This window comes from Streptococcus sp. (genome assembly GCF_041802885.1).
In the GTDB taxonomy this organism is placed as follows: domain Bacteria; phylum Bacillota; class Bacilli; order Lactobacillales; family Streptococcaceae; genus Streptococcus.
Map to the genome: position 1 here is coordinate 1 of NZ_JBHCHN010000073.1, position 18,876 is coordinate 18,876.

An 18,876-nucleotide genomic window follows, 5' to 3' on the forward strand; every position below is an offset into this window, starting at 1 on the left:
ACTCAGTTCGCGTCAATCGTATAGGGCTATAAAAGCTGTTTTATCAGCGTATTTTGACACAAACTCCGTTTGTTTCATTTCCGACCTCTAACAATCTCCCAGATTGTTAGAGCCCACTCAACCACTGCGCCATTAGTATCTAAAACGAAAAATAGAGTTTGGAACACCTTTTGTCCCAAACTCTTCTTAGAGGTATTTACTTAATCATTATTGCCTTCAATGTCCACCACCACATAGCGGTTTGGTTCGCTGCCTTCTGAGTAGCTGGTCAAACCTGGCATTTTTGAGATGATGCGGTGGATAATTTTGCGTTCGCTGCTAGACATGGGGTCTGTATGGTAAGCTTCCTGATCTTCCAGCACGCGCTCTGCCAATTTCTGAGCATAGCCTTGGAGGACTTCCGCGCGGTGTTCTACATAGTCATTCACATTAATGGTGATGTAGAAATTGCGCTCATAGCGGTTGTAGAGGAAGTTTTGAGCCAAGAGTTGCAAGGCCTTCAAGACCTTACCATGATAGCCGATGACCCGGCCAGGCTCATTGGTGTCTACCTGGATGTTGATGGTGCGACGGTTGTGAGAAGTTTCAATACGAGCTTCCACATCCATATCGTCCAAGATTTCCTGCACATAGTCAGATACTGCTGCAACCACTTGGTCAATATCGTAGCTTGGTTCCACCTTGATGTCCAAGTCAGAAAAACTGTCGCTTTTGGAGGTGATATCTTCGTCCTTGAGGATTTCGATACGGCCTGTTTCTTCCAAGATGGTTTTAGCTTCCTGGTCATTTTTCAAGATTTTGGCCTTGATATTATCATCCAAAACTTGGCCAGATTTTTCAAATTCTTTAACGGCTGAAACCACACGACCGAGGTCAATGGTCGCTTCCGAAACACTCTTTACCGGTTCGTTGAGCTCATTGATTTCGCTTGGTACACCTCGGACAGCCTTCTGGTTTGCCTTGACGACTGTCGTTTCGTTGATGACATCAATTTCTACCTGAGCTGGTTTCTTTCCAAAACCAAGGAAACCTTTCTTTTCACGCGCTAAAACGGTGATATGGGCCTTCTTGCGTGGAATATTCAACTCATTCAAGCCATTTTGGATGGCTTCTTCCACTGTTTTACCTGTAAATTTCATAACTATTTCTCCTATTTTCTCTTACGAGCTTTTTTCTGAGCCCGGCGAATTTTAGCCTTCAGTTCTTTCTCGGCTTCGATTTTGGCCTGACGTTCTGCCACAATTTTGAAGGGATTGTTTAGCAACAAAGTTTGGAAAACTTGGAAAGCATTAGATACGACCCAGTAGAGAGCAACCCCGCTGGCCGCATTGACTGCAAACCAGAAGATCATAAGGGGCATGAGATAAGACATGACCGTTGTGACCATATTTTTTTCCAGAGCTGCTTTGCTGGTCAACCACATGCTCAAATAGGTAAAGAGGGCAGCTAGGATTGGAAGGATATAGTACGGATCCTTTTCGCCTAGATTGAGCCAGAGAAACTGACCAACCTTGAGGGCTTCTACCCGAGTCAGGGCCTGAAAGAGGGCCATCAGGATAGGCAGCTGGATAAAGATGGGGATAAAGGAGGCCGACATCTTGACATCGTTGTCCTTGTAGAGTTGACGCGTTGCATCATTCAAGAGCTGTCGGCTTTCCATGTCGGTACCCGAGTAGCGTTCTTGCAATTCTTTCAACTGGGGTTGAAGTTCTTGCATCTTCCGTGTAGACTTCATCTGCATCTGGAAGAGCGGAAGCAGGAGAACCCGTATCAAAATGGTAAAGAGGATAATCCCCACACCAATTTGACCATTGATGGATAAGAATTGGATGATTCTTCCGAACCAATAAATCAGTTGTTCCCACTGGCCAGTTGATTCGCTGGTCACAGGACCAGTTCCACAGGCAGAGAGGAGGACGAGAGACAGGGACAAGAGTCCTGCCCATTTAAGTTTCTTTTTCAAGAGGTACACCTTCCTGGTAGAGTTTGGCTAACTTTAAAACATGGAGTAGGTTTTGCTTTATCTCACGGTAGGTCAGCTCCTCCACACCTTTTCTGGCAATGATGACAAAGTCATCTGGCACAAGTTGGGATTGGCATTCTATCAAAACATGTCGGATTTTCCGTTTGATGGCGTTGCGGGTCACAGCATTTCCCAGTTTTTTACTAACAGACAGCCCCACCCGAAAGTGTTTCTGGTCCTTGGGTAACCGGTAAACCACAAACTTGCGGTTGGCTACATTTTTTCCCTGTGAAAAAATCTGGCTGAAATCCTGCTCACGCTTAACGCGGTAGCTTTTTTTCAAAATGTCACTCCATCTTTCAAAATTACTATTATTATACCATAATTTTGAAAAAAGCCAATAAACTCTCAGTTCATCAGCCTTTCCCATTCTTATAAGCATTTCTTAGCATCTTCGATTTGCCAAATAACCTGAGCAAATCCAGTTCCTCCCAAAGAATTGCGGCGCTCCACTGCCGTCTTGGATTGGAGAGTAATATAGATATCTTCTTCAATCAAGTCTGAAATCTCCTGGTAGCGTTCAAGGGGAACATCCTGTAAGAAATAGCCTGCCTTGGTGCACTCCAGCACCATCTTGCCGACGATTTCATGGGCTTCACGGAATGGCAGGCCCTTGCTGGCCAGGTAGTCAGCCAGCTCAGTTGCATTTGAAAAATCCTTCTCCGTGGATGCAGCCATGTGTTCCTGATTGACCGTCATGGTTTGGAGCATGCCCGCCAGGATATCGATGGCTACTGTAATGGTTTCGGCCGTATCAAACATGCCCTCCTTGTCTTCCTGCAGATCCTTGTTGTAGGCCAGGGGCAGGGATTTCATGACTGTTAGGAGGCCAAAGAGATTGCCATAAACCCGGCCAGACTTACCCCGGATGAGCTCAGCCATATCAGGGTTTTTCTTCTGGGGCATGATGGAAGAGCCTGTGGAGAAGGTATCGGATAAGGACACAAACTGGAATTCATTGGAGCACCAGTTGATGATTTCCTCGCAGATTCGGCTCATGTGCATCATGAGGATGGAACTATTGGCCAAAAATTCTAAGATAAAATCCCGGTCCGACACCGCATCCAGCGAGTTGCTGTACGGTTTGGCAAAGCCCATGAGGTCCGCAGTCAGTTCCCGGTCGATGGGGAAGGTCGTCCCTGCCAGGGCCGCCGCACCAAGGGGGGACAAATCCGCATGCTGGATGTTAAATTCAAAACGCTCACTATCACGAGTGAACATATTGTAGTAGGCCATCAGGTGGTGTCCAAAGGAAATGGGCTGAGCATGCTGCAGGTGGGTGTAGCCAGGCATGATGGTTTCAACATGCTCCTCCGCTAAGTCAACTAGGGTAGAGCGAAGATTATGCAGCTTCTCTATGACTTCTGCCAACTTGGCCTTGAGATAGAGGTGCATATCTGTGGCTACCTGGTCGTTACGGGACCGAGCTGTGTGGAGTTTGCCCGCTACTGGACCAATTTTATCGGTCAGGAGGGATTCCATATTCATGTGAATGTCCTCGTTGGAAACATCAAACTCCAGCTGTCCTGCCTGATATTCGGCCAGTAATTCTTCCAGACCAGCCTTGATTTGGTCTGCTTCCTCCTGGCTGATGATGCCGGTTTGCCCCAGCATGGTCACATGGGCAATGGAGCCCTTGAGATCAAACTCTGCCATTTTTTGGTCGAAGGAGATGGAGGCTCCAAACTCCTCTACCCATTTTTCCAGGCCGGCTTCAAATCGGCCGCCCCATAGTTTTTGGTTTGCTGTTGTCATAACTACTCTTTCTAGGATTGTCTTCCTGTAAAAAATGCAAAAAGAGGCCGGACCTGACTCCAGTCTCCTATTGGCCTCACTGGGCATACTGTCTTAAAGGTCACTCTCTGGAAAACCTTATTTAAGTTCGGAGTGCCTCTCTGGACACCTTAACGAAATGCTTTAGAAGAAAAGAGGATCAGACGGGGCTCCCTGTCCACCATTATCTGATGTCTCAGGGTTCATTGGATCGCCTCCCTAAAAACCCTGTCTTTTCCTATGGTTCTCGCCATTTCTTTATTGATTGTTAACTTGTGAATTGACCTGGGTTGGTAGACCCCAAAGCTTGATAAAGCCAATGGCCGCATCTTGGTCAAAGCTGTCCGCAGCTGTGTAGGTCGCCAAGTTTTCATCGTAGAGGGAATTTGGTGATTTCCGTGCTACCACTCTAGCTGAACCCTTGTAGAGTTTGACCTTGGCCGTTCCGTTGACCACTTTTTGGGTTTCCTTGATGTAGGCCATGATAGCCTTGGTCGCAGGGCTGAACCAGAGGGCATTGTAAATCAGATTGGACAGCTCATTTTCCATAATTGGCTTGAAGTGGGAAACTTCCCGCACCAAGGTCAGGTCTTCGATTTCCTTGTGGGCAGCAAGGAGAGTCACTGCACCTGGGCATTCGTAGATTTCCCGAGATTTGATACCAACTAGACGGTTTTCAACGTGGTCAATCCGTCCCACTCCGTGGGCACCTGCCATGACATTGAGTTTTTGGATGAGGTCTGCCAGTTTCATTTCTTGGCCATTGATGGCTACTGGCTTGCCTTCCTTGAACTCGATGTCTACATACTCAGGCGTATCTGGGGTATCTTCTACTGCAACAGTGATGCCAAAGGCATCTTCTGGCGCTTCATTCCAAGGATTTTCCAAGACCCCACACTCATTGGCCCGGCCCCAGAGGTTTTGGTCCACCGAATAAGGACTGTCTAAGTTGGCTGGAACCGGCACACCATGCTCGATGGCGAACTTGATTTCTTCCTCACGGGCCCATTTCCACTCCCGCACTGGAGCCACGACCTTGAGAGATGGATCCAGGGCTGAGATAGCGACCTCAAAACGGACCTGGTCATTTCCCTTACCGGTACAGCCATGGGCGATGGATGTTGCACCCGTCTTGTGGGCCATCTCGACCAACTTTTTGGAAATCAAGGGACGGCTGAGGGCTGACACCAGCGGGTATTTTTGCTCATAGTAGGCATGGGCCTGAAGGGCCGGCAGGACATAGTCTTCTGCAAATTCATCCTTGACATCCAGGACATGGGATTCGACTGCACCGATGGACAGGGCCTTGTCATGAATAAATTCAAGGTCCTTGCCTTCACCCACATCCAAACAAACGGCAATGACATCGTAGTCTTTCTTGAGCCAGGCAATGGCTACTGATGTATCTAGTCCGCCTGAATAGGCTAAAATCAATTTTTCTTTTGTCATTTTTTCTTCTCTCTTCTTCTAAGCTTATAGCCACTTTTGCTATGTAAGGAGTATTATAATGTATATTTATACATTAGTCAAGGATTTTATGCCTAAATTTTTGAATTTTTATGTAAAAACGTTCTCATTTTGCAAAAAACAATAAAACCAGCCCCAAAACAGAGCTAGTTTTATGCAATTTATTGAATAGTTTCCAGCATATTTTCCAAATGTTGGATGGATTTTTCACGACCCAGCAGGTAGATAGTATCTGGTAATTCTGGTCCGTGCATTTCCCCTGAAACGGCAATCCGAATCGGCATAAAGAGGTTTTTGCCCTTGATGCCTGTTTCTTTCTGAACAGCCTTGATTTGAGGGAAGATATTTTCTGTGACAAATTCTTCATCGGTCAAGGCTTCTAATTTGGCCTTGAAGGCTTGGAGGACGGTTGGCACAGTTTCAGCAGCCATGACTTCTTTTTCTGCTTCGGTCAGAGCAGGGAAGTCAGCAAAGAAGAGGTCTGTCAGCGGCACGATTTCATCTGCAGACTTGAGCTGTGGCTTGTAGAGTTCGACCAGCTTTTCAGCCTTGTCCGTCAGGCGGCCAGCAGCTTCCAAGAAGGGCTTGCAGAGTTCAAAAACCCTTTCAAAGTCTGCATTTTTGAGATAGTCATTGCTCATCCAGTCCATCTTCTTCTGGTCAAAGGCGGCCGGTGATTTGCTGAGACGATTTTCGTCAAAGAGTTGGATTAACTCCTCACGGGAGAAAATCTCTTCCTCACCGCCAGGATTCCAGCCCAGAAGGGCGATAAAGTTGAAGACGGCTTCTGGCATATAACCTTTCTTGCGGTAGTCTTCGATAAATTGCAGGGTATTGGTGTCCCGTTTGGACAGTTTTTTACCGGTCTCAGAGTTGATAATGAGGGTCATATGGCCAAATTCCGGCGCCTCCCAGCCCAGAGCCTCATAGACCATAAGCTGTTTTGGTGTATTGGCAATATGGTCATCCCCGCGAATGACATGGGAAATTGCCATATCGTGGTCATCAATCACGACAGCAAAGTTGTAGGTAGGGTAACCATCCTTTTTCTGGATGACCCAGTCTCCACCGATATTGCCACCTTCAAATTCGATGTCACCCTTGACCATATCCGTCCATTTGTAGATACCGGCCTCATTGACCGCCAAACGGACGGTCGGGATGATGCCTGCTGCTTCACGTTCAGCGATATAGGCAGCCTTTTCTTCTGCTGTCATGCCCAGGTATTCATTGACATAGCGAGGAGTCTCGCCAGCGGCTTCTTGACGCTCCCGCTCCGCAGCTAATTCTTCCTCGGTTACATAGGACTTATAGGCCTTGCCGGATGCCAAAAGCTGGTCAATGTAGGTTTGGTAGAGTTCCAAACGTTCTGACTGGCGGTAATTTTCATGGCTTTCTGGACTCTCATCCCAGTCCATCCCTAGCCAGCGTAAGTTTTCCAACTGGGAACGCTCCCCGTCTTCGACATGTCGCTTACGGTCCGTATCTTCGATACGGATGATGAAGGTCCCGCCATGGTGACGGGCGTAGAGGTAGTTAAAAAGGGCTGTCCGCGCATTTCCGATGTGGAGAAGCCCTGTTGGACTTGGTGCGTAACGCACACGAATAGGTTTTGACATAATTTACTCCGTCATATAATTATTGCATTGTTTCTATTATAGCACTAAATCGAAAAAAAGAAAGCTGACCATGCTTTTTCAGCTCTTGGTCAGCCAGATAGGATGGTCTTAATCCTTCTTATCCTTGTTGAAGAGAAGCTGGAGCCCAATGGCACCCAGGACAAAGGCCGCAATCCAGCTACCTGTAGCGACATTGACCCACTCATAGTAAGAATTGAGGATGATGAAGAGGATGGCCAGGCTCCCGATGGCTCCCTGGTAATTCTTCTCAGACAAGCTAGAGATGGCCCCGATGATAAAGACGGCACTACAAATCAAAATCCACAGCGGAATATCCAACATGGGCAGCTGAATCGAGTCCTTAAAGAGGAGGAAGACTGCCGCCAAAATTAAACACAAACCTAAGATAACTTTTTTCATAATATTTCTCCTTTTCTGAAATCAGTATAGCATCCTTTGCTACAGAAAGGGGGCCAATTTCGCTAAGCGGTCAAATCTGGCGCCTAAGCGGTTTAATTGGAAAAACTGTTTTGCTAGCTGCCCCACAATTAAATATAAAAGACTTCCAGGTTGCTAAAAACATAGTCTCCCGTGATGACCAGGGTTTTCCCGCTAGGGTTTGGGCTTGGATAGGTCTTGATACTACTAAAAACCTTATCACCTGCAAATTCCACATTCCAGTCCTTTGGCACATAGAGTTTCACATTGGAGAAGACCGCATCCCCTGAGTAAAATGCCTTATCACCCAGAATGGTCGCATTGGCAAAGTAGATGCTACTGCCGGAAAAAACCAGATTCCCAGTCACCTTGGTTAGATCTTCATCGTTGATATAGCGGGTGGTATTGCCAAAAATAGTGTCATTTCCCTTATAGCCAACAAAATCATCACCCAGTATATCCTCACGATGGTTGTTAAATTGGAAACCAAATGACCTATTTTGCAACAGGAGGGGCTTAAAAATCATACCCAAGCCAATCCCTGCCAATACTGCCGCAAGAACCAGAGTCCCTGTCCCGACATTGAGCCAGCCGTAATGTCTTTCCAAGATGATGAGGGCAATGACGCCGCAAACATAGGCACTGGTATAGTTGCGACGCAGGGCATTTTGAACAGCCCCATAACCAAAACCAAGAACAAAGAGGAGGGTCCAGAGTGAAATCCCAAAGTCAGGTAACAACAGAGTATCTCTGAACAAAATATAGACCGCTAACAGGATGAAGCCTGCCCCCAAAAGTGATTTTTTCATCGTACTTACCTCGTTTCTCTAAGCTTTTCTTTCAGTAGTTGATAATAGTGACGGGATGCGTGAATTTGTTTGACCGTATCATAAAAGCGGATGATACTGGTGCCTGAAAAGGATTTTTCCAGGGAGTAAATGGATCGCGTATTGACAATGCTGGATTTTGAAATCCTGCAGAAATAGGGTGGAAGACAATCTTCCAATTCATAGAGTTTAAACTTAACTTCATAGGCATTGTCCCGACTGTGCCCAAAAACCCTGGACCCATCGGTTTCAAAAAAGAGAATGTCTGTCAGGTCCAGGAAATACTCCCTGTTCCCCTTGTAAAAAACCAGTTGAGGACGATTGACCTGACTAAGAGCCTGTTGAATCTGCTCCAGCTCAGCCGATAATTGACCAGCCCGAATGACTACTTCAATCTCATCCAGACCATCATCCAACTCAATCCTAATTTTCATAGACACCTCCTTTCAGCAAGATACAAAGGCCGTCAAATGCACAGTCAAAATAGGAGATTGACGATGTGTGCACGCACACAAGGAAATCTATCTTTTTGACACAGCATTTAGGCCGTGGTCAATTCACCAAGATACAAAGGCTCATTTTCTTTCACCATGTGTTCATTGTATCTCATCTCTACTCCTATTATATCAAGCTCTGAAAAAGATACAAGGCATTTTCAGTAAGTGGTCATTTTTGAGAAGTAAGTGGTAAAAGAAAGAGCCCAGGTTCCCTGAGCTCTTTCTAGTAGGTTTCATTCTGTTCTACGAAAATTTGGTTCTATCTCTACTTACCACTAAGCTACTGCTGCCTAGAAGATATCTCCAAGAAACGAACTGCCTCCTCCGTCTCCACTGCCTGTCGCAATATGACTTCCGACGACACGAGCAAAGGTTTCGATATTGAGGCTCTGTACATAGATTTCCCCTGTACCACGGAAGGTGTTGACAATACCTTCACCTGTACCGATAGATTGCAAGAAGCCATTTTCCAGATGGATATCGTAGTCCAATTCACGGCTCCAGGCTACCACATGGGCATTATCAATGGTAATCGTATCGTTGTTTAGCTCCAATTTTTTAATGGAGCCAAAGCTATTGGCCAAGAGAGTTCCCTGACCTTCTGTGGTCATGACAAAGAGTCCGCCTTGTCCACCAAAGAAGGCACGGCCAATGGACTGGCGCTCCATACTGTACTGAGCTGAACCGTCCAAAGCTAGGAAGGCACCATCATTGAGGCGATATTGCTTGGCTCCCAACTCTAGAGCGATCACCTGACCAGGTGTTGAGGGTGCCAAAGCCAATTTTCCATCGTTGGCATTGGAAACTGCTTGCGTAATAAACATGGACTCACCAGAAACCATGGAGCGACCGATAGCGCCCATCAGTTTGCCAAAGCCAGAACCTCCACGCGCATTGAGCTTAGTGTTGAGGGTTACGCTCGGTGTATGATAGACCATGCTTCCCTGTTGGATATAGGCCATTTCTCCAGCTTCGAGGGCAATTTCTACCAGGGGAAACTGCATATTGCTATCAATGGTATATTTCATACGGTTGTCTGACATAGGTTTTTCTCCTTTGTATTATGTTGTTAATACAAGTATAGTCCTTTTTAAAAAAATTGTCAAGATATTTGAGAAAAAAACACACAAAAATGAGATGGAGACAAATGCCCCATCCCTATCGCACTTCTGTCATCAAACCAGTGTCTACATCGTAGACAGCTCCGCTGATTGTCACATCCTCTGGAATCAGAGGACTCTGGCGGAGCAGTTCCATATCCTCACGAACACTTTCCTCCACATCCGTGAAGGGCAAGAAATCCTGGCCGGCCACATTGACACCCAACTCCTGCTGGATATGGTCGGCAAAGGCTTCATTGGTAAAGGTCTGGGCCCCGCAGTCAGTATGGTGCAAGACGACGATTTCCCGCGTCCCCATTTGCTGCTGGGAAATAACCAGGGAACGAATCATGTCCTCGGTCACACGGCCGCCGGCATTGCGCAAGATATGGGCATCCCCTAGGGCCAGACCTAGGGCTGGAGCCACGTGGAGCCGGGAGTCCATACAGGTCACAATAGCCACCTGAGTTTTGGGCTTGAGGGGCAGGTGAGCAGTGCCGTGCAGGGCTGCATAGGCTTGGTTAGTGGTTAAAAATTTTTCAAAATAAGACATAGGACCTCCTTTTTGTGGCTAGATCTTGCTTACCATCCTATCAAAATTTATGCTTTTTGTCATAGGAAAAACCTGACGAAGTCAGGTTCGAAATTGATAATCGGTTATTTGGTTAGGCCCTTTCGGCTGTTACAGCCTTCTAGCTTTCTGGCTTCGATCGGTAGCCCATCCCTCTAGGCCTCATCTGAAGGCTGTCGTAAAAGGCATCGGCGTCTGAAATCAAATCAATACGGAGGCCAGGATACCGCCTTCTGAGTTCAGCCATCAGTTGGCTACCATAGCCCTGGCGTCGATACTCAGCTTTTACCAGCAATTCACAGAGATAAACCGTTCTGAGCCCATCGGTCAGATAGCGAACTGACCCTATAATCTGGCCCTCTTGCTCCAAGATCAGCCAATGAGAAGCAGTCAGGAGTTGCTCCAGCAGTTCTTGACTGAAACTGTCCCAACCCTGCTGGGAATAAAGTTGAAAGATGGCAGGTCCATCCTTTGGCTCTTGGGACCTAATCTTGACAGAACTCATTTTTCACCTCCTAGGCAAAGACTTGCTGCAGGACTTCCGTCAGTGTTGTGACACCCACCACTTGGATGCCTTTTGGCACTTCAATCCCCTGCAGGGAATTTTTGGGTGCATAGATTTTGGTAAAGCCGAGTTTAGCAGCTTCTTTTATCCGCTGCTCGATGCGGTTGACCCTACGAATTTCGCCAGTCAGACCGATTTCGCCCACGAAGCAGTCTTGTGCATTGGTTGGCCTGTCCTTGTAGCTGGAGGCAATGGCCACGGCCACCGCCAAATCAATAGCGGGTTCATCCAGACGGACACCGCCTGCTGACTTGAGGTAGGCATCTTGATTTTGGAGGAGCAAGCCAGCTCGTTTTTCCAAAACGGCCATAATGAGACTGGCACGGTTGAAATCCAAACCCGTCGTCGTCCGCTTGGCATTGCCAAACATAGTTGGGGTGACTAAGGCCTGAACCTCTGCCAAGATGGGTCGGGTTCCTTCCATGGTCACGACGATGGCTGAGCCAGTTGCCCCATCCAGACGTTCTTCCAAAAAGACCTGGCTGGGATTGAGGACTTCGACCAAGCCCTGCGACTGCATCTCAAAAATCCCGATTTCATTGGTGGAGCCAAAACGGTTTTTGACGGCCCGCAGGATGCGGAAGGTGTGCTGGCGCTCGCCCTCAAAGTAGAGCACGGTATCCACCATGTGCTCCAGAGTCCGCGGTCCAGCCAGGGTGCCTTCCTTGGTCATGTGACCCACGATGAAGGTGGCGATATTGTTGGTCTTGGCCAGCTGCATGAGCTCATGGGTGACTTCGCGGACCTGGCTGACAGAGCCTTGCACACTAGAAATATCGGGGCTCATGATGGTCTGGATGGAATCGATGATGAGAAAGTCAGGCTTGATTCTCTCAATTTCGGTCCGAATGGCCTGCATATTGGTCTCAGCATAGAGATAAAACTCACTGTCGATGTCGCCCAATCGCTCGGCCCGCAGCTTAATCTGCTGGGCAGACTCTTCGCCTGATACGTAGAGAACAGTGCCGATGGTGGAGAGTTGGGTGGAAACCTGTAAGAGCAGGGTGGACTTGCCAATCCCCGGATCCCCGCCAATCAGGACCAGGCTGCCCGGTACCACACCGCCACCGAGGACACGGTTGAACTCCTCCATGTTGGTCTTGGTTCTGGCTACTTGGATAGAGGTCACTTCACTGAGTTTCATAGGCCGAGTCTTCTCACCAGTCAGGCTGACCCGCTCGTTCTTGACTTCGGCTACCTCAATTTCCTCCACAAAAGAGGACCAGGCCCCACAGTTGGGACAGCGGCCCAGATACTTGGGCGAATGGTATTCACAATTTTGGCAGACAAAGGTTGTTTTTTTCTTAGCGATGATGGTTCTCCTTATAATTCCACTTCAAATAGTTCACAGTAATCAATGACTTCTTGAGCAACAAACTGCCGCATGAGCATGCCATGGCAGACAATGACGACAGTATCGTATTGGCAGTATTTTTCCAAGGCTTTGAGAAAACGAGTCCGCATCTCTGCTGCAGTCTCGTATCGAATTGGACTGTCACTGGGAAGGTCTCCGCCATGAGTCATGTAGGTTGTATAAGCCAACTCCAGCTCAACTTCTGTATAATTGAGACCGTCCAAATCTGGTCGCCATTCATGAAAAAAGGGTTCTACCAAGAGGGGAAGGTCGTGATGCCGGGCGATGTAAGCCGCTGTCTCCAAGGCCCTTGTCACACTTGAAGAAATCAGCACTTGGGCTTGAGCAAATACCGGATTCTTCGCGGCTTCTTGGGCCAGATAGCGTCCATGTCCTGTCAAGGGAGCCAAATCACGGCCAAAACCTGCATATGCCTCCGGATTGTTTGCCTTATCCAACATGGAATAATCCGGTTCGCTATGGCGAACAAAGATGACTTTCATGTCCTAAACTCCTGTTGAACCAAATCCGCCCGTTCTCACGCCGTCCGCCTCATCGCCATCGACGACTAAGAAGGGCATAAAGACACCTTGGACGATGCGCTCACCTACTTCTAGAACCACTGGCTCATCTGTGATGTTTTTCATTTGGGCAAAGATGTGGCCTTCGTTGGCTGGGTTGCCATAGTAATCCCCGTCGATGACTCCGACTGAGTTAATCAGGACCAGCCCCTTTTTGCGAGGGTTGGAGGAGCGGTCAAAGAGATAGAGGACCTCCCCTGCCTGCATATAGGCCTTGACGCCTGTCGGCACCAGCTGAATCTCTCCCGGTCCGATGGTGGTTTCCACCGCCACCTTCAAATCATAGCCTGCCGCATGGGCAGTTTCTCGTTTAGGCAATAAGTTTTCATCTGTAAACTGGCTAACCAGTTCAAATCCACGGATTTTCATACACATTCCTTTCTGCTTCTTCGGTCCATTTTGCTTTCTCTATTATAATTTATTCGTAGCCTAAAAGCAAAAACCAGCCGCTAGGGCTGGTTGGGACTGTATCATTCAAAGACAAACTGGTTGTGGTAAAGCTCTGAGTAAAATCCTTTTTGCTTGAGAAGTTCGTGGTGGTTGCCTTTTTCCAGAACTTTTCCATCCTTGAGGACGATGATTTCATCCGCATTGAGGATAGTTTTGAGGCGGTGGGCAATGACGAAGCTAGTTCGGCCAGCAATGATTGCTTCCATGGCTTTTTGGATTTTCGCTTCGGTAACCGTATCTACATTGGATGTTGCCTCGTCCAGAATCAGAACCTGTGGATCCGTCAAGAGGGTTCGGGCAATAGAAATGAGCTGCTTCTGACCTGTTGAGAAGACATTTTCATCATCTGAGACCTGGGTTTCATAGCCCTCTGGCAAACTCATAATGAAGTCATGGATATGGGTGGCACGCGCAGCCACTTCCACCATTTCTTGCGAAATACTGTTGTTGCCAAAGCGGATATTATCCGCGATAGTGCCAGAGAAGAGAACAGATTCCTGTAAAACAATCCCCACTTTCTCACGGAGGCTATCCAAATCGTATTGACGAATGTCGCGACCGTCAAATTCGATGGACCCTGCATCCACATCGTAGAAGCGGTTGATGAGGTTCATGATGGTGGTCTTACCAGACCCAGTTGGACCTACGACCGCAATCATCTTGCCTTTTGGTGCAGAAATGCTGACCTTGTCCAAGACTTTCTGACCTGGCAGGTAGCCAAAATCAATGTTTTTAATTTCCACACCTTCTTTGAGTTCGGTGAAGAGGGGGGCATTTTGAGGACGAATCTCTTCAGGTTCATCAAACATTTCTTGAACACGGTGGGCCCCTGTGAAGGCCAGCTGTAATTCGGCCCAGCTAGAAGAAATCTGCATCAGGGGTTGGTAATACTGTTGGGAATATTGGACAAAAGTGACCACCAAACCGAGGGCTACTGCTGAATCCATAGAGGCATCGTTGAGCACAATGCTCGAACCTGCAAAGATGACGATAGCTGTGTTGACCAGGCTCATCCCGTTCATGAAAGGAAAGAGAATCCCACCAAAGAGGCGGCCCATAAAGGTTGTTTTGCGCACTTCCTCGTTGAGTTCTAGGAAGCCTTCGATGGTTTCTTCCTGCACCCCTTGGACAATAATGGCTTTTTGACCAGAAATTTTCTCATCCATATAGGCATTGAGTTTGGAAACAGCCGCCTGTTGGAGATTGGTGTATTTGCGGGCCAAACGAATGATGATGACGAGAGCAATCAGGGCAATAGGAGTTGATGCAATGGTGACCAGGGCCAATCTGGTATCCTGGCGGAACATCATCCAAATCATTCCGATATAAAGGGCGGCGTTTGACAAAATTTGAACCATGGATTGGTTGAAGGCATTTTGAATGTTGTCCAAATCGCTGGTAAAGCGGGATAAGATATCGCCGTCCTTGTGACGGTCGAAGAAGGCAATGGTCAAGCGTTCGAGCTTGCCAAAGAGGCCTTTTCGCATGCGGCTGGTCGAATGGGCCACAATCCGCGTCAGTAGCAAGCTGTAAATCAAATTAGCCACCACTGTCGCTGCATAAGCCAGAAAGAGATGGAGCATGACGCCGTTAAAATCAGCTAAATCAGGTTTAAAATCGGCCTGTCCTGCCTGCTGAGAGGCAAAATATTGCTGACCGATTTTGCCCAATTCAGCAATCGCATCTCCTAACAAAACCGGGGTCTTGACTTGCAGGTAAGTTGCTGCAATGATCGCTAGAAAAATTACCAGGAAGGATAATTTGTAGCGTTTAAAATAAAACCAAAAAAAGCGAACTGTCTTCATTAGTCTTCCTCCTTCCCTTTCTGTGTTTCGTAAATTTCTCGGTAAACAGCGTTAGTGGCTACTAATTCACTGTGGGTTCCTTCACCAATTAGGTGCCCTTCGTCCAGTACCAAGATTTTATCCGCTTTGACAACAGAGGAAATCTTTTGGGCAATAATGACGGTTGTGGTTCCCTTCAAATCATGATTGAGGGCTTCTTGAACCAATTTTTCAGATTTGGCATCCAGGGCTGAGGTGGAGTCATCCAGAACCAAGACCTTGGGTTGGCCAATCACTCCGCGGGCGATAGACATCCGCTGTTTTTGTCCGCCGGAGAAGTTATTCCCCCGCTCTTCGACCTCACTGTCGTAAGTCTCATCTAAGCGGTCAATAAATTCTTTGGCCTGGGCAATTCCTGCGGCCCGCTCCATGGCTTCCAGACTGGCCTGTGGCGCACCCTGACGCAGATTGTCAGCGATGGTTCCAGAAAAGAGAATGGCCTTTTGGAGAACGATAGAGACTGTCTGGCGAAGAGTTTTTTGGTTGATGTCTTTCACGTTGCGTCCACCGATGGACACAGACCCTTCCTGGGGATCAAAGAGTCTTGGAATCAGTTGGGCCAGAGTAGATTTTCCAGCACCAGTAGCCCCGACGACACCGACCATCTGACCAGGCTCAATCTCAAAGGAAATCTCTTTCAGCGTTGGCTCAGTATCATGCGGATAGGTAAAGCTGACCTTGTCAAAAACAATTTTCCCAACCAAATCCTCATCAGGGCTATCCACAAAGGTCATAGCCGGCTCAGTATCCAAGACTTCGTTGATCCGTTTGATGGAGATGGCCGCCCGCGAGGCCTGCATTCCCATAAAACTGGTCATGATAATGGCAAACATGATTTGCATCAGGTAGCTCATAAAGGAGGTAAAGCTCCCGATCACTTCCACATTATCTTTTACCATACCAGAAACCAAGTAGAGCGAAACAAAGATGGCCATAAAGGAGATGAACATCATCAAGGGCTGCAAAAGGGAGAAACCATAGCCGATAAAGAGGTTGAGGCCCAACAATTCATCGGAGGTTTCTTTAAACTTCGCATACTGATTTTTTTCTTGAACAAAGGATTTCACCACCCGAATACCTTGCAGGTTTTCTTTGGCAATACTGTTCATTTTTTCCATCAGGGTTTGAAATTTCCCAAAACGGGGTCCCATCTGACTCATGACAAGAGCCATCACAGCGGCAACCAATACCACCATGACAACAATCATCCACCAGAGTTCTGGCAGGGTCTTGACGGCCATGAAAAAGGCACCAATAAAGAGCAGAGGCACCCGCATCAAGATGGTAAAGAGCATCATGACCAAATTTTGAATCTGAGTGACATCATTGGTCATGCGGACTACCAGATTGCCAGCATTAAATTCTTCAATGTTGGCGTAGGAGAAGCTTTGAATTTTCCGGAAAGTTTTCTCCCGAATATCGGCAGAAACCCCTTGGGCAATCTTAGCAGCCACAATGGTGTTGACCAGACCGGCTACCAAACCAATCCCTGCGATGATGAGGAGCCATTTTCCCACACGGAAAATCTCATCCTGATCGTTCATCAAGACAGCAGTCAGAACCTCTTTTAAGTAACTGGGCTGCAAAAGTGTTGTGATGACGACCGTCGATACCAAAAGGACCGAGCCAAGTGCGTACCACTTATAGCGTAAAATCGCCTCTTTAAACATGATTTTTCTCCTTGTACTGTTTAATATTTTCTTTGAGTTGCTCAATGATGCGAATCATGGACTTAAAGTCCTCTTTAGGAATGCCCTTGAAGAGGGTTTCTGCCATTTCTAGATGCCAACTGGCCAAGAGGCCCGATTTCGCTTGTCCTAATTCAGTGAGAACCACCTGCTTATAACGCTTATCCGAACAGGAGGGGACGGTCTGGATAAAGCCATTTTTTTCCATCCTTTTGACCAAATTACTGGCCACCGACTTGGAAATCCGAAGCTCCGCTTCAATATCCTTGACAAAGATTTCCTTATCCTTGTTATGGCAGAGGAAGGTCAGAACATGCCCTTGTGGACCAGCCAGGTGCTCCACCCCATGCTGCTTGGCTATCTTATCACTAATATGCTCTAGCTGATGTAAAACACGGCGCAATTCTCCCATCTGAGACATAGACAATCCTCCCCCCCCTTTAGTTATCATGGAAACTATTATAGTTCTTAAGAGAACTATTGTCAAGATTTTGGTTTGTTTTTTTATTGGAAAAAAGTTAAAAACTGAAACTACATCCTGTCTTCTTAGAGTTCGGAATAACATTTTGACGCAGTGGTTGATTGGCAGATTTGTTCGTATTTCACACTCCAAATCTGACCTAATCAACTATGCGGGGGCGGGTAGACGAACTCTTTTTCGACTTGTCGAGTTCTTACCCGCTCCCTAATTTCCCAAATAACTAAGAGCGACTTCTAGGTCAATATCCCTCGTCAAATGCTCTGGTGTCCAAGGAACCTCTATGTCAGGCAGGACTCCTATGTCTGTCATGCCACAGCCTGCATCAATGGCTAGACTACGGGAGGTTGGATAGAGTAATTCGTAGTTACCAAAATCAGCCACGCAGCAGTTGGAATAATCCAAAATTCCCAAGGTTGGTCGACCAATCACCGTCACTTTTGGCATCTTCTTCATGATGTCCACAAAATTGTCGCCAGAGGAACCACAGGTCACATCTGCTAAGATGGCAATCTTTTCAGGGGCCTCCTCCAATCCGATAAAACGACTAAAGCTATCTTCACTATCATCGCTATCTTCCCCATACACCAGGTAGCCCTTGTCTTGGTTAGCCAGCAAGTCCTTGCTAAATTCTTCTATCATTTTTCGTGATCCTGGAGAGAGGGCAGGATCTTTTAAGTAGGATTCAAATTGCTGGAGACGATGGGCGACATTGGTCTTGGTATAGAGGATCTCCATACCAAAGTCCTCATCTGCCTCTAGGTCCTTAAATTTCTGGCCTGCGGGCAGGGCATATGGAAAGAGCGGAAAATAAAGAGAATCACTGCCTCCATGATTGACACGAACATCGATAATGACATGTTTTGCCTGGGCCATTTCAGGCAAGGCTTCTTGGTAGAGGGCCCCAATCGCAGCCTCATCATGAAAATTTTCCATCTTCAGATAGTAGGTGTCTGGCTGGATAAAATAATCCTCAAAACCAGTCTTATCAAACGACTCCACCACATCTCCAACCGTCAGCTGCACCCTCTCTCCCTGTCTCACCACTTCAAGTGACAGAGCAGCTTTGACCAGTAAGCCCCAGTCTAAATACTGCCGTTCTGGACTTCTACTGACAAAAAATTCCTGATGTTGCTGGTAGTAGTCCGATAGAGGAATGCCGTCTAGTTTTTCAATCCTATCCCCTTTTTGCAGACCCGTACCTTCTTGCGCATCTAGAACATAGAGAGCATTCTCATAACGACGCAAGCGAAAACCCAGAACCGGCTTGTCCTTTGGATAGAAGCTTAGATGACTCAAAATCCCAAAACTAGCCAGGTAGGCGTGCATGGTGTAAAGGAATTCTGCTTCTGGCATGTCATCTGCTATTCGCTGCCGAAACAGATCTGGATCTGCACCAACTATATCTTTCTTGGTTGACGAATCTTCCCGCAAAATAGTGACCACTTCATCAAAAATTTCTAATTTCTTCATAACTCCTGCCCCTTTACTTCTTTTTCTCATTGTATCATATTCATTTCTGTGCAGGTATTTTCAAGGGACAAAAATAGCCTATAGATTTTACTTTCTGCAGTTAGATTTTGTAGCTTTTGTTATCGGTA

Annotated in this window: 19 protein-coding genes; all 19 read right to left on the bottom strand. The window is 47.1% G+C overall.

Annotated features, from left to right (window positions below):
• Positions 1–200: 200 nt before the first annotated feature.
• The 19 genes from jag to ACEYCN_RS09840 all read right to left on the bottom strand — a co-directional run bounded on the left by jag (position 201) and on the right by ACEYCN_RS09840 (position 18,748).
• Positions 201–1,139 (bottom strand): RNA-binding cell elongation regulator Jag/EloR, encoded by a 939-nt coding sequence (gene jag / locus ACEYCN_RS09750; RefSeq protein ID WP_373714085.1) that lies wholly within the window; start codon positions 1,137–1,139, stop codon positions 201–203.
• A gap of 11 nt (positions 1,140–1,150) precedes the next feature.
• On the bottom strand, positions 1,151–1,963 hold the full coding sequence (locus tag ACEYCN_RS09755) for a YidC/Oxa1 family membrane protein insertase (RefSeq protein WP_373714086.1): 813 nt from the start codon (positions 1,961–1,963) through the stop codon (positions 1,151–1,153).
• A complete protein-coding gene (gene rnpA, locus ACEYCN_RS09760; RefSeq protein ID WP_373714087.1) occupies positions 1,947–2,306 on the bottom strand; it encodes a ribonuclease P protein component in 360 nt (119 codons plus the stop codon). Before rnpA ends, ACEYCN_RS09755 begins: the two co-directional genes overlap by 17 nt.
• 89 nt (positions 2,307–2,395) lie before the next feature.
• Positions 2,396–3,778, bottom strand: a complete 1,383-nt coding sequence (gene argH / locus ACEYCN_RS09765; RefSeq protein WP_373714088.1) for an argininosuccinate lyase — start codon at positions 3,776–3,778, stop codon at positions 2,396–2,398.
• 276 nt (positions 3,779–4,054) lie between these two features.
• Positions 4,055–5,245: an argininosuccinate synthase gene (locus tag ACEYCN_RS09770; RefSeq protein ID WP_373714089.1), complete on the bottom strand. Its 1,191-nt coding sequence runs from the start codon at positions 5,243–5,245 to the stop codon at positions 4,055–4,057.
• Positions 5,246–5,424: 179 nt separating this feature from the next.
• Positions 5,425–6,882, bottom strand: coding sequence for a glutamate--tRNA ligase (gltX, locus tag ACEYCN_RS09775; RefSeq protein WP_373714090.1), 1,458 nt, complete (start codon positions 6,880–6,882; stop codon positions 5,425–5,427).
• A 108-nt stretch (positions 6,883–6,990) separates the two neighbouring features.
• Positions 6,991–7,302, bottom strand: a complete 312-nt coding sequence (locus tag ACEYCN_RS09780; protein WP_373714091.1) for a hypothetical protein — start codon at positions 7,300–7,302, stop codon at positions 6,991–6,993.
• 128 nt (positions 7,303–7,430) lie between these two features.
• On the bottom strand, positions 7,431–8,129 hold the full coding sequence (locus tag ACEYCN_RS09785; protein WP_373714092.1) for a hypothetical protein: 699 nt from the start codon (positions 8,127–8,129) through the stop codon (positions 7,431–7,433).
• Positions 8,130–8,134: 5 nt separating this feature from the next.
• Complete coding sequence (locus tag ACEYCN_RS09790) at positions 8,135–8,581, bottom strand: LytTR family DNA-binding domain-containing protein (RefSeq protein WP_373714093.1); 447 nt, start codon at positions 8,579–8,581, stop codon at positions 8,135–8,137.
• A 353-nt stretch (positions 8,582–8,934) separates the two neighbouring features.
• Positions 8,935–9,687 (bottom strand): TIGR00266 family protein, encoded by a 753-nt coding sequence (locus ACEYCN_RS09795; protein WP_373714094.1) that lies wholly within the window; start codon positions 9,685–9,687, stop codon positions 8,935–8,937.
• A gap of 115 nt (positions 9,688–9,802) precedes the next feature.
• Positions 9,803–10,297 carry a beta-class carbonic anhydrase gene (locus ACEYCN_RS09800; protein WP_373714095.1) on the bottom strand — a complete coding sequence of 165 codons (495 nt, stop codon included), beginning with the start codon at positions 10,295–10,297 and terminating at the stop codon, positions 9,803–9,805.
• Positions 10,298–10,436: 139 nt separating this feature from the next.
• On the bottom strand, positions 10,437–10,820 hold the full coding sequence (locus ACEYCN_RS09805) for a GNAT family N-acetyltransferase (protein ID WP_373714096.1): 384 nt from the start codon (positions 10,818–10,820) through the stop codon (positions 10,437–10,439).
• A 10-nt stretch (positions 10,821–10,830) separates the two neighbouring features.
• Positions 10,831–12,207 carry a DNA repair protein RadA gene (gene radA, locus ACEYCN_RS09810; protein ID WP_373714103.1) on the bottom strand — a complete coding sequence of 459 codons (1,377 nt, stop codon included), beginning with the start codon at positions 12,205–12,207 and terminating at the stop codon, positions 10,831–10,833.
• Complete coding sequence (locus ACEYCN_RS09815; RefSeq protein ID WP_373714097.1) at positions 12,204–12,737, bottom strand: histidine phosphatase family protein; 534 nt, start codon at positions 12,735–12,737, stop codon at positions 12,204–12,206. The genes radA and ACEYCN_RS09815 overlap by 4 nt, the downstream gene beginning before the upstream one ends.
• 3 nt (positions 12,738–12,740) lie before the next feature.
• Entirely contained in the window at positions 12,741–13,184 is a 444-nt protein-coding gene (locus ACEYCN_RS09820) for a dUTP diphosphatase (RefSeq protein WP_373714098.1), read from the bottom strand.
• Between the two features lie 101 nt (positions 13,185–13,285).
• On the bottom strand, positions 13,286–15,070 hold the full coding sequence (locus ACEYCN_RS09825; protein WP_373714099.1) for an ABC transporter ATP-binding protein: 1,785 nt from the start codon (positions 15,068–15,070) through the stop codon (positions 13,286–13,288).
• On the bottom strand, positions 15,070–16,779 hold the full coding sequence (locus ACEYCN_RS09830) for an ABC transporter ATP-binding protein (protein WP_373714100.1): 1,710 nt from the start codon (positions 16,777–16,779) through the stop codon (positions 15,070–15,072). The genes ACEYCN_RS09825 and ACEYCN_RS09830 overlap by 1 nt, the downstream gene beginning before the upstream one ends.
• Positions 16,772–17,218: a MarR family winged helix-turn-helix transcriptional regulator gene (locus ACEYCN_RS09835; protein WP_373714101.1), complete on the bottom strand. Its 447-nt coding sequence runs from the start codon at positions 17,216–17,218 to the stop codon at positions 16,772–16,774. Before ACEYCN_RS09835 ends, ACEYCN_RS09830 begins: the two co-directional genes overlap by 8 nt.
• Before the next feature lie 264 nt (positions 17,219–17,482).
• Entirely contained in the window at positions 17,483–18,748 is a 1,266-nt protein-coding gene (locus ACEYCN_RS09840; protein WP_373714102.1) for a S41 family peptidase, read from the bottom strand.
• Positions 18,749–18,876: the final 128 nt, after the last annotated feature.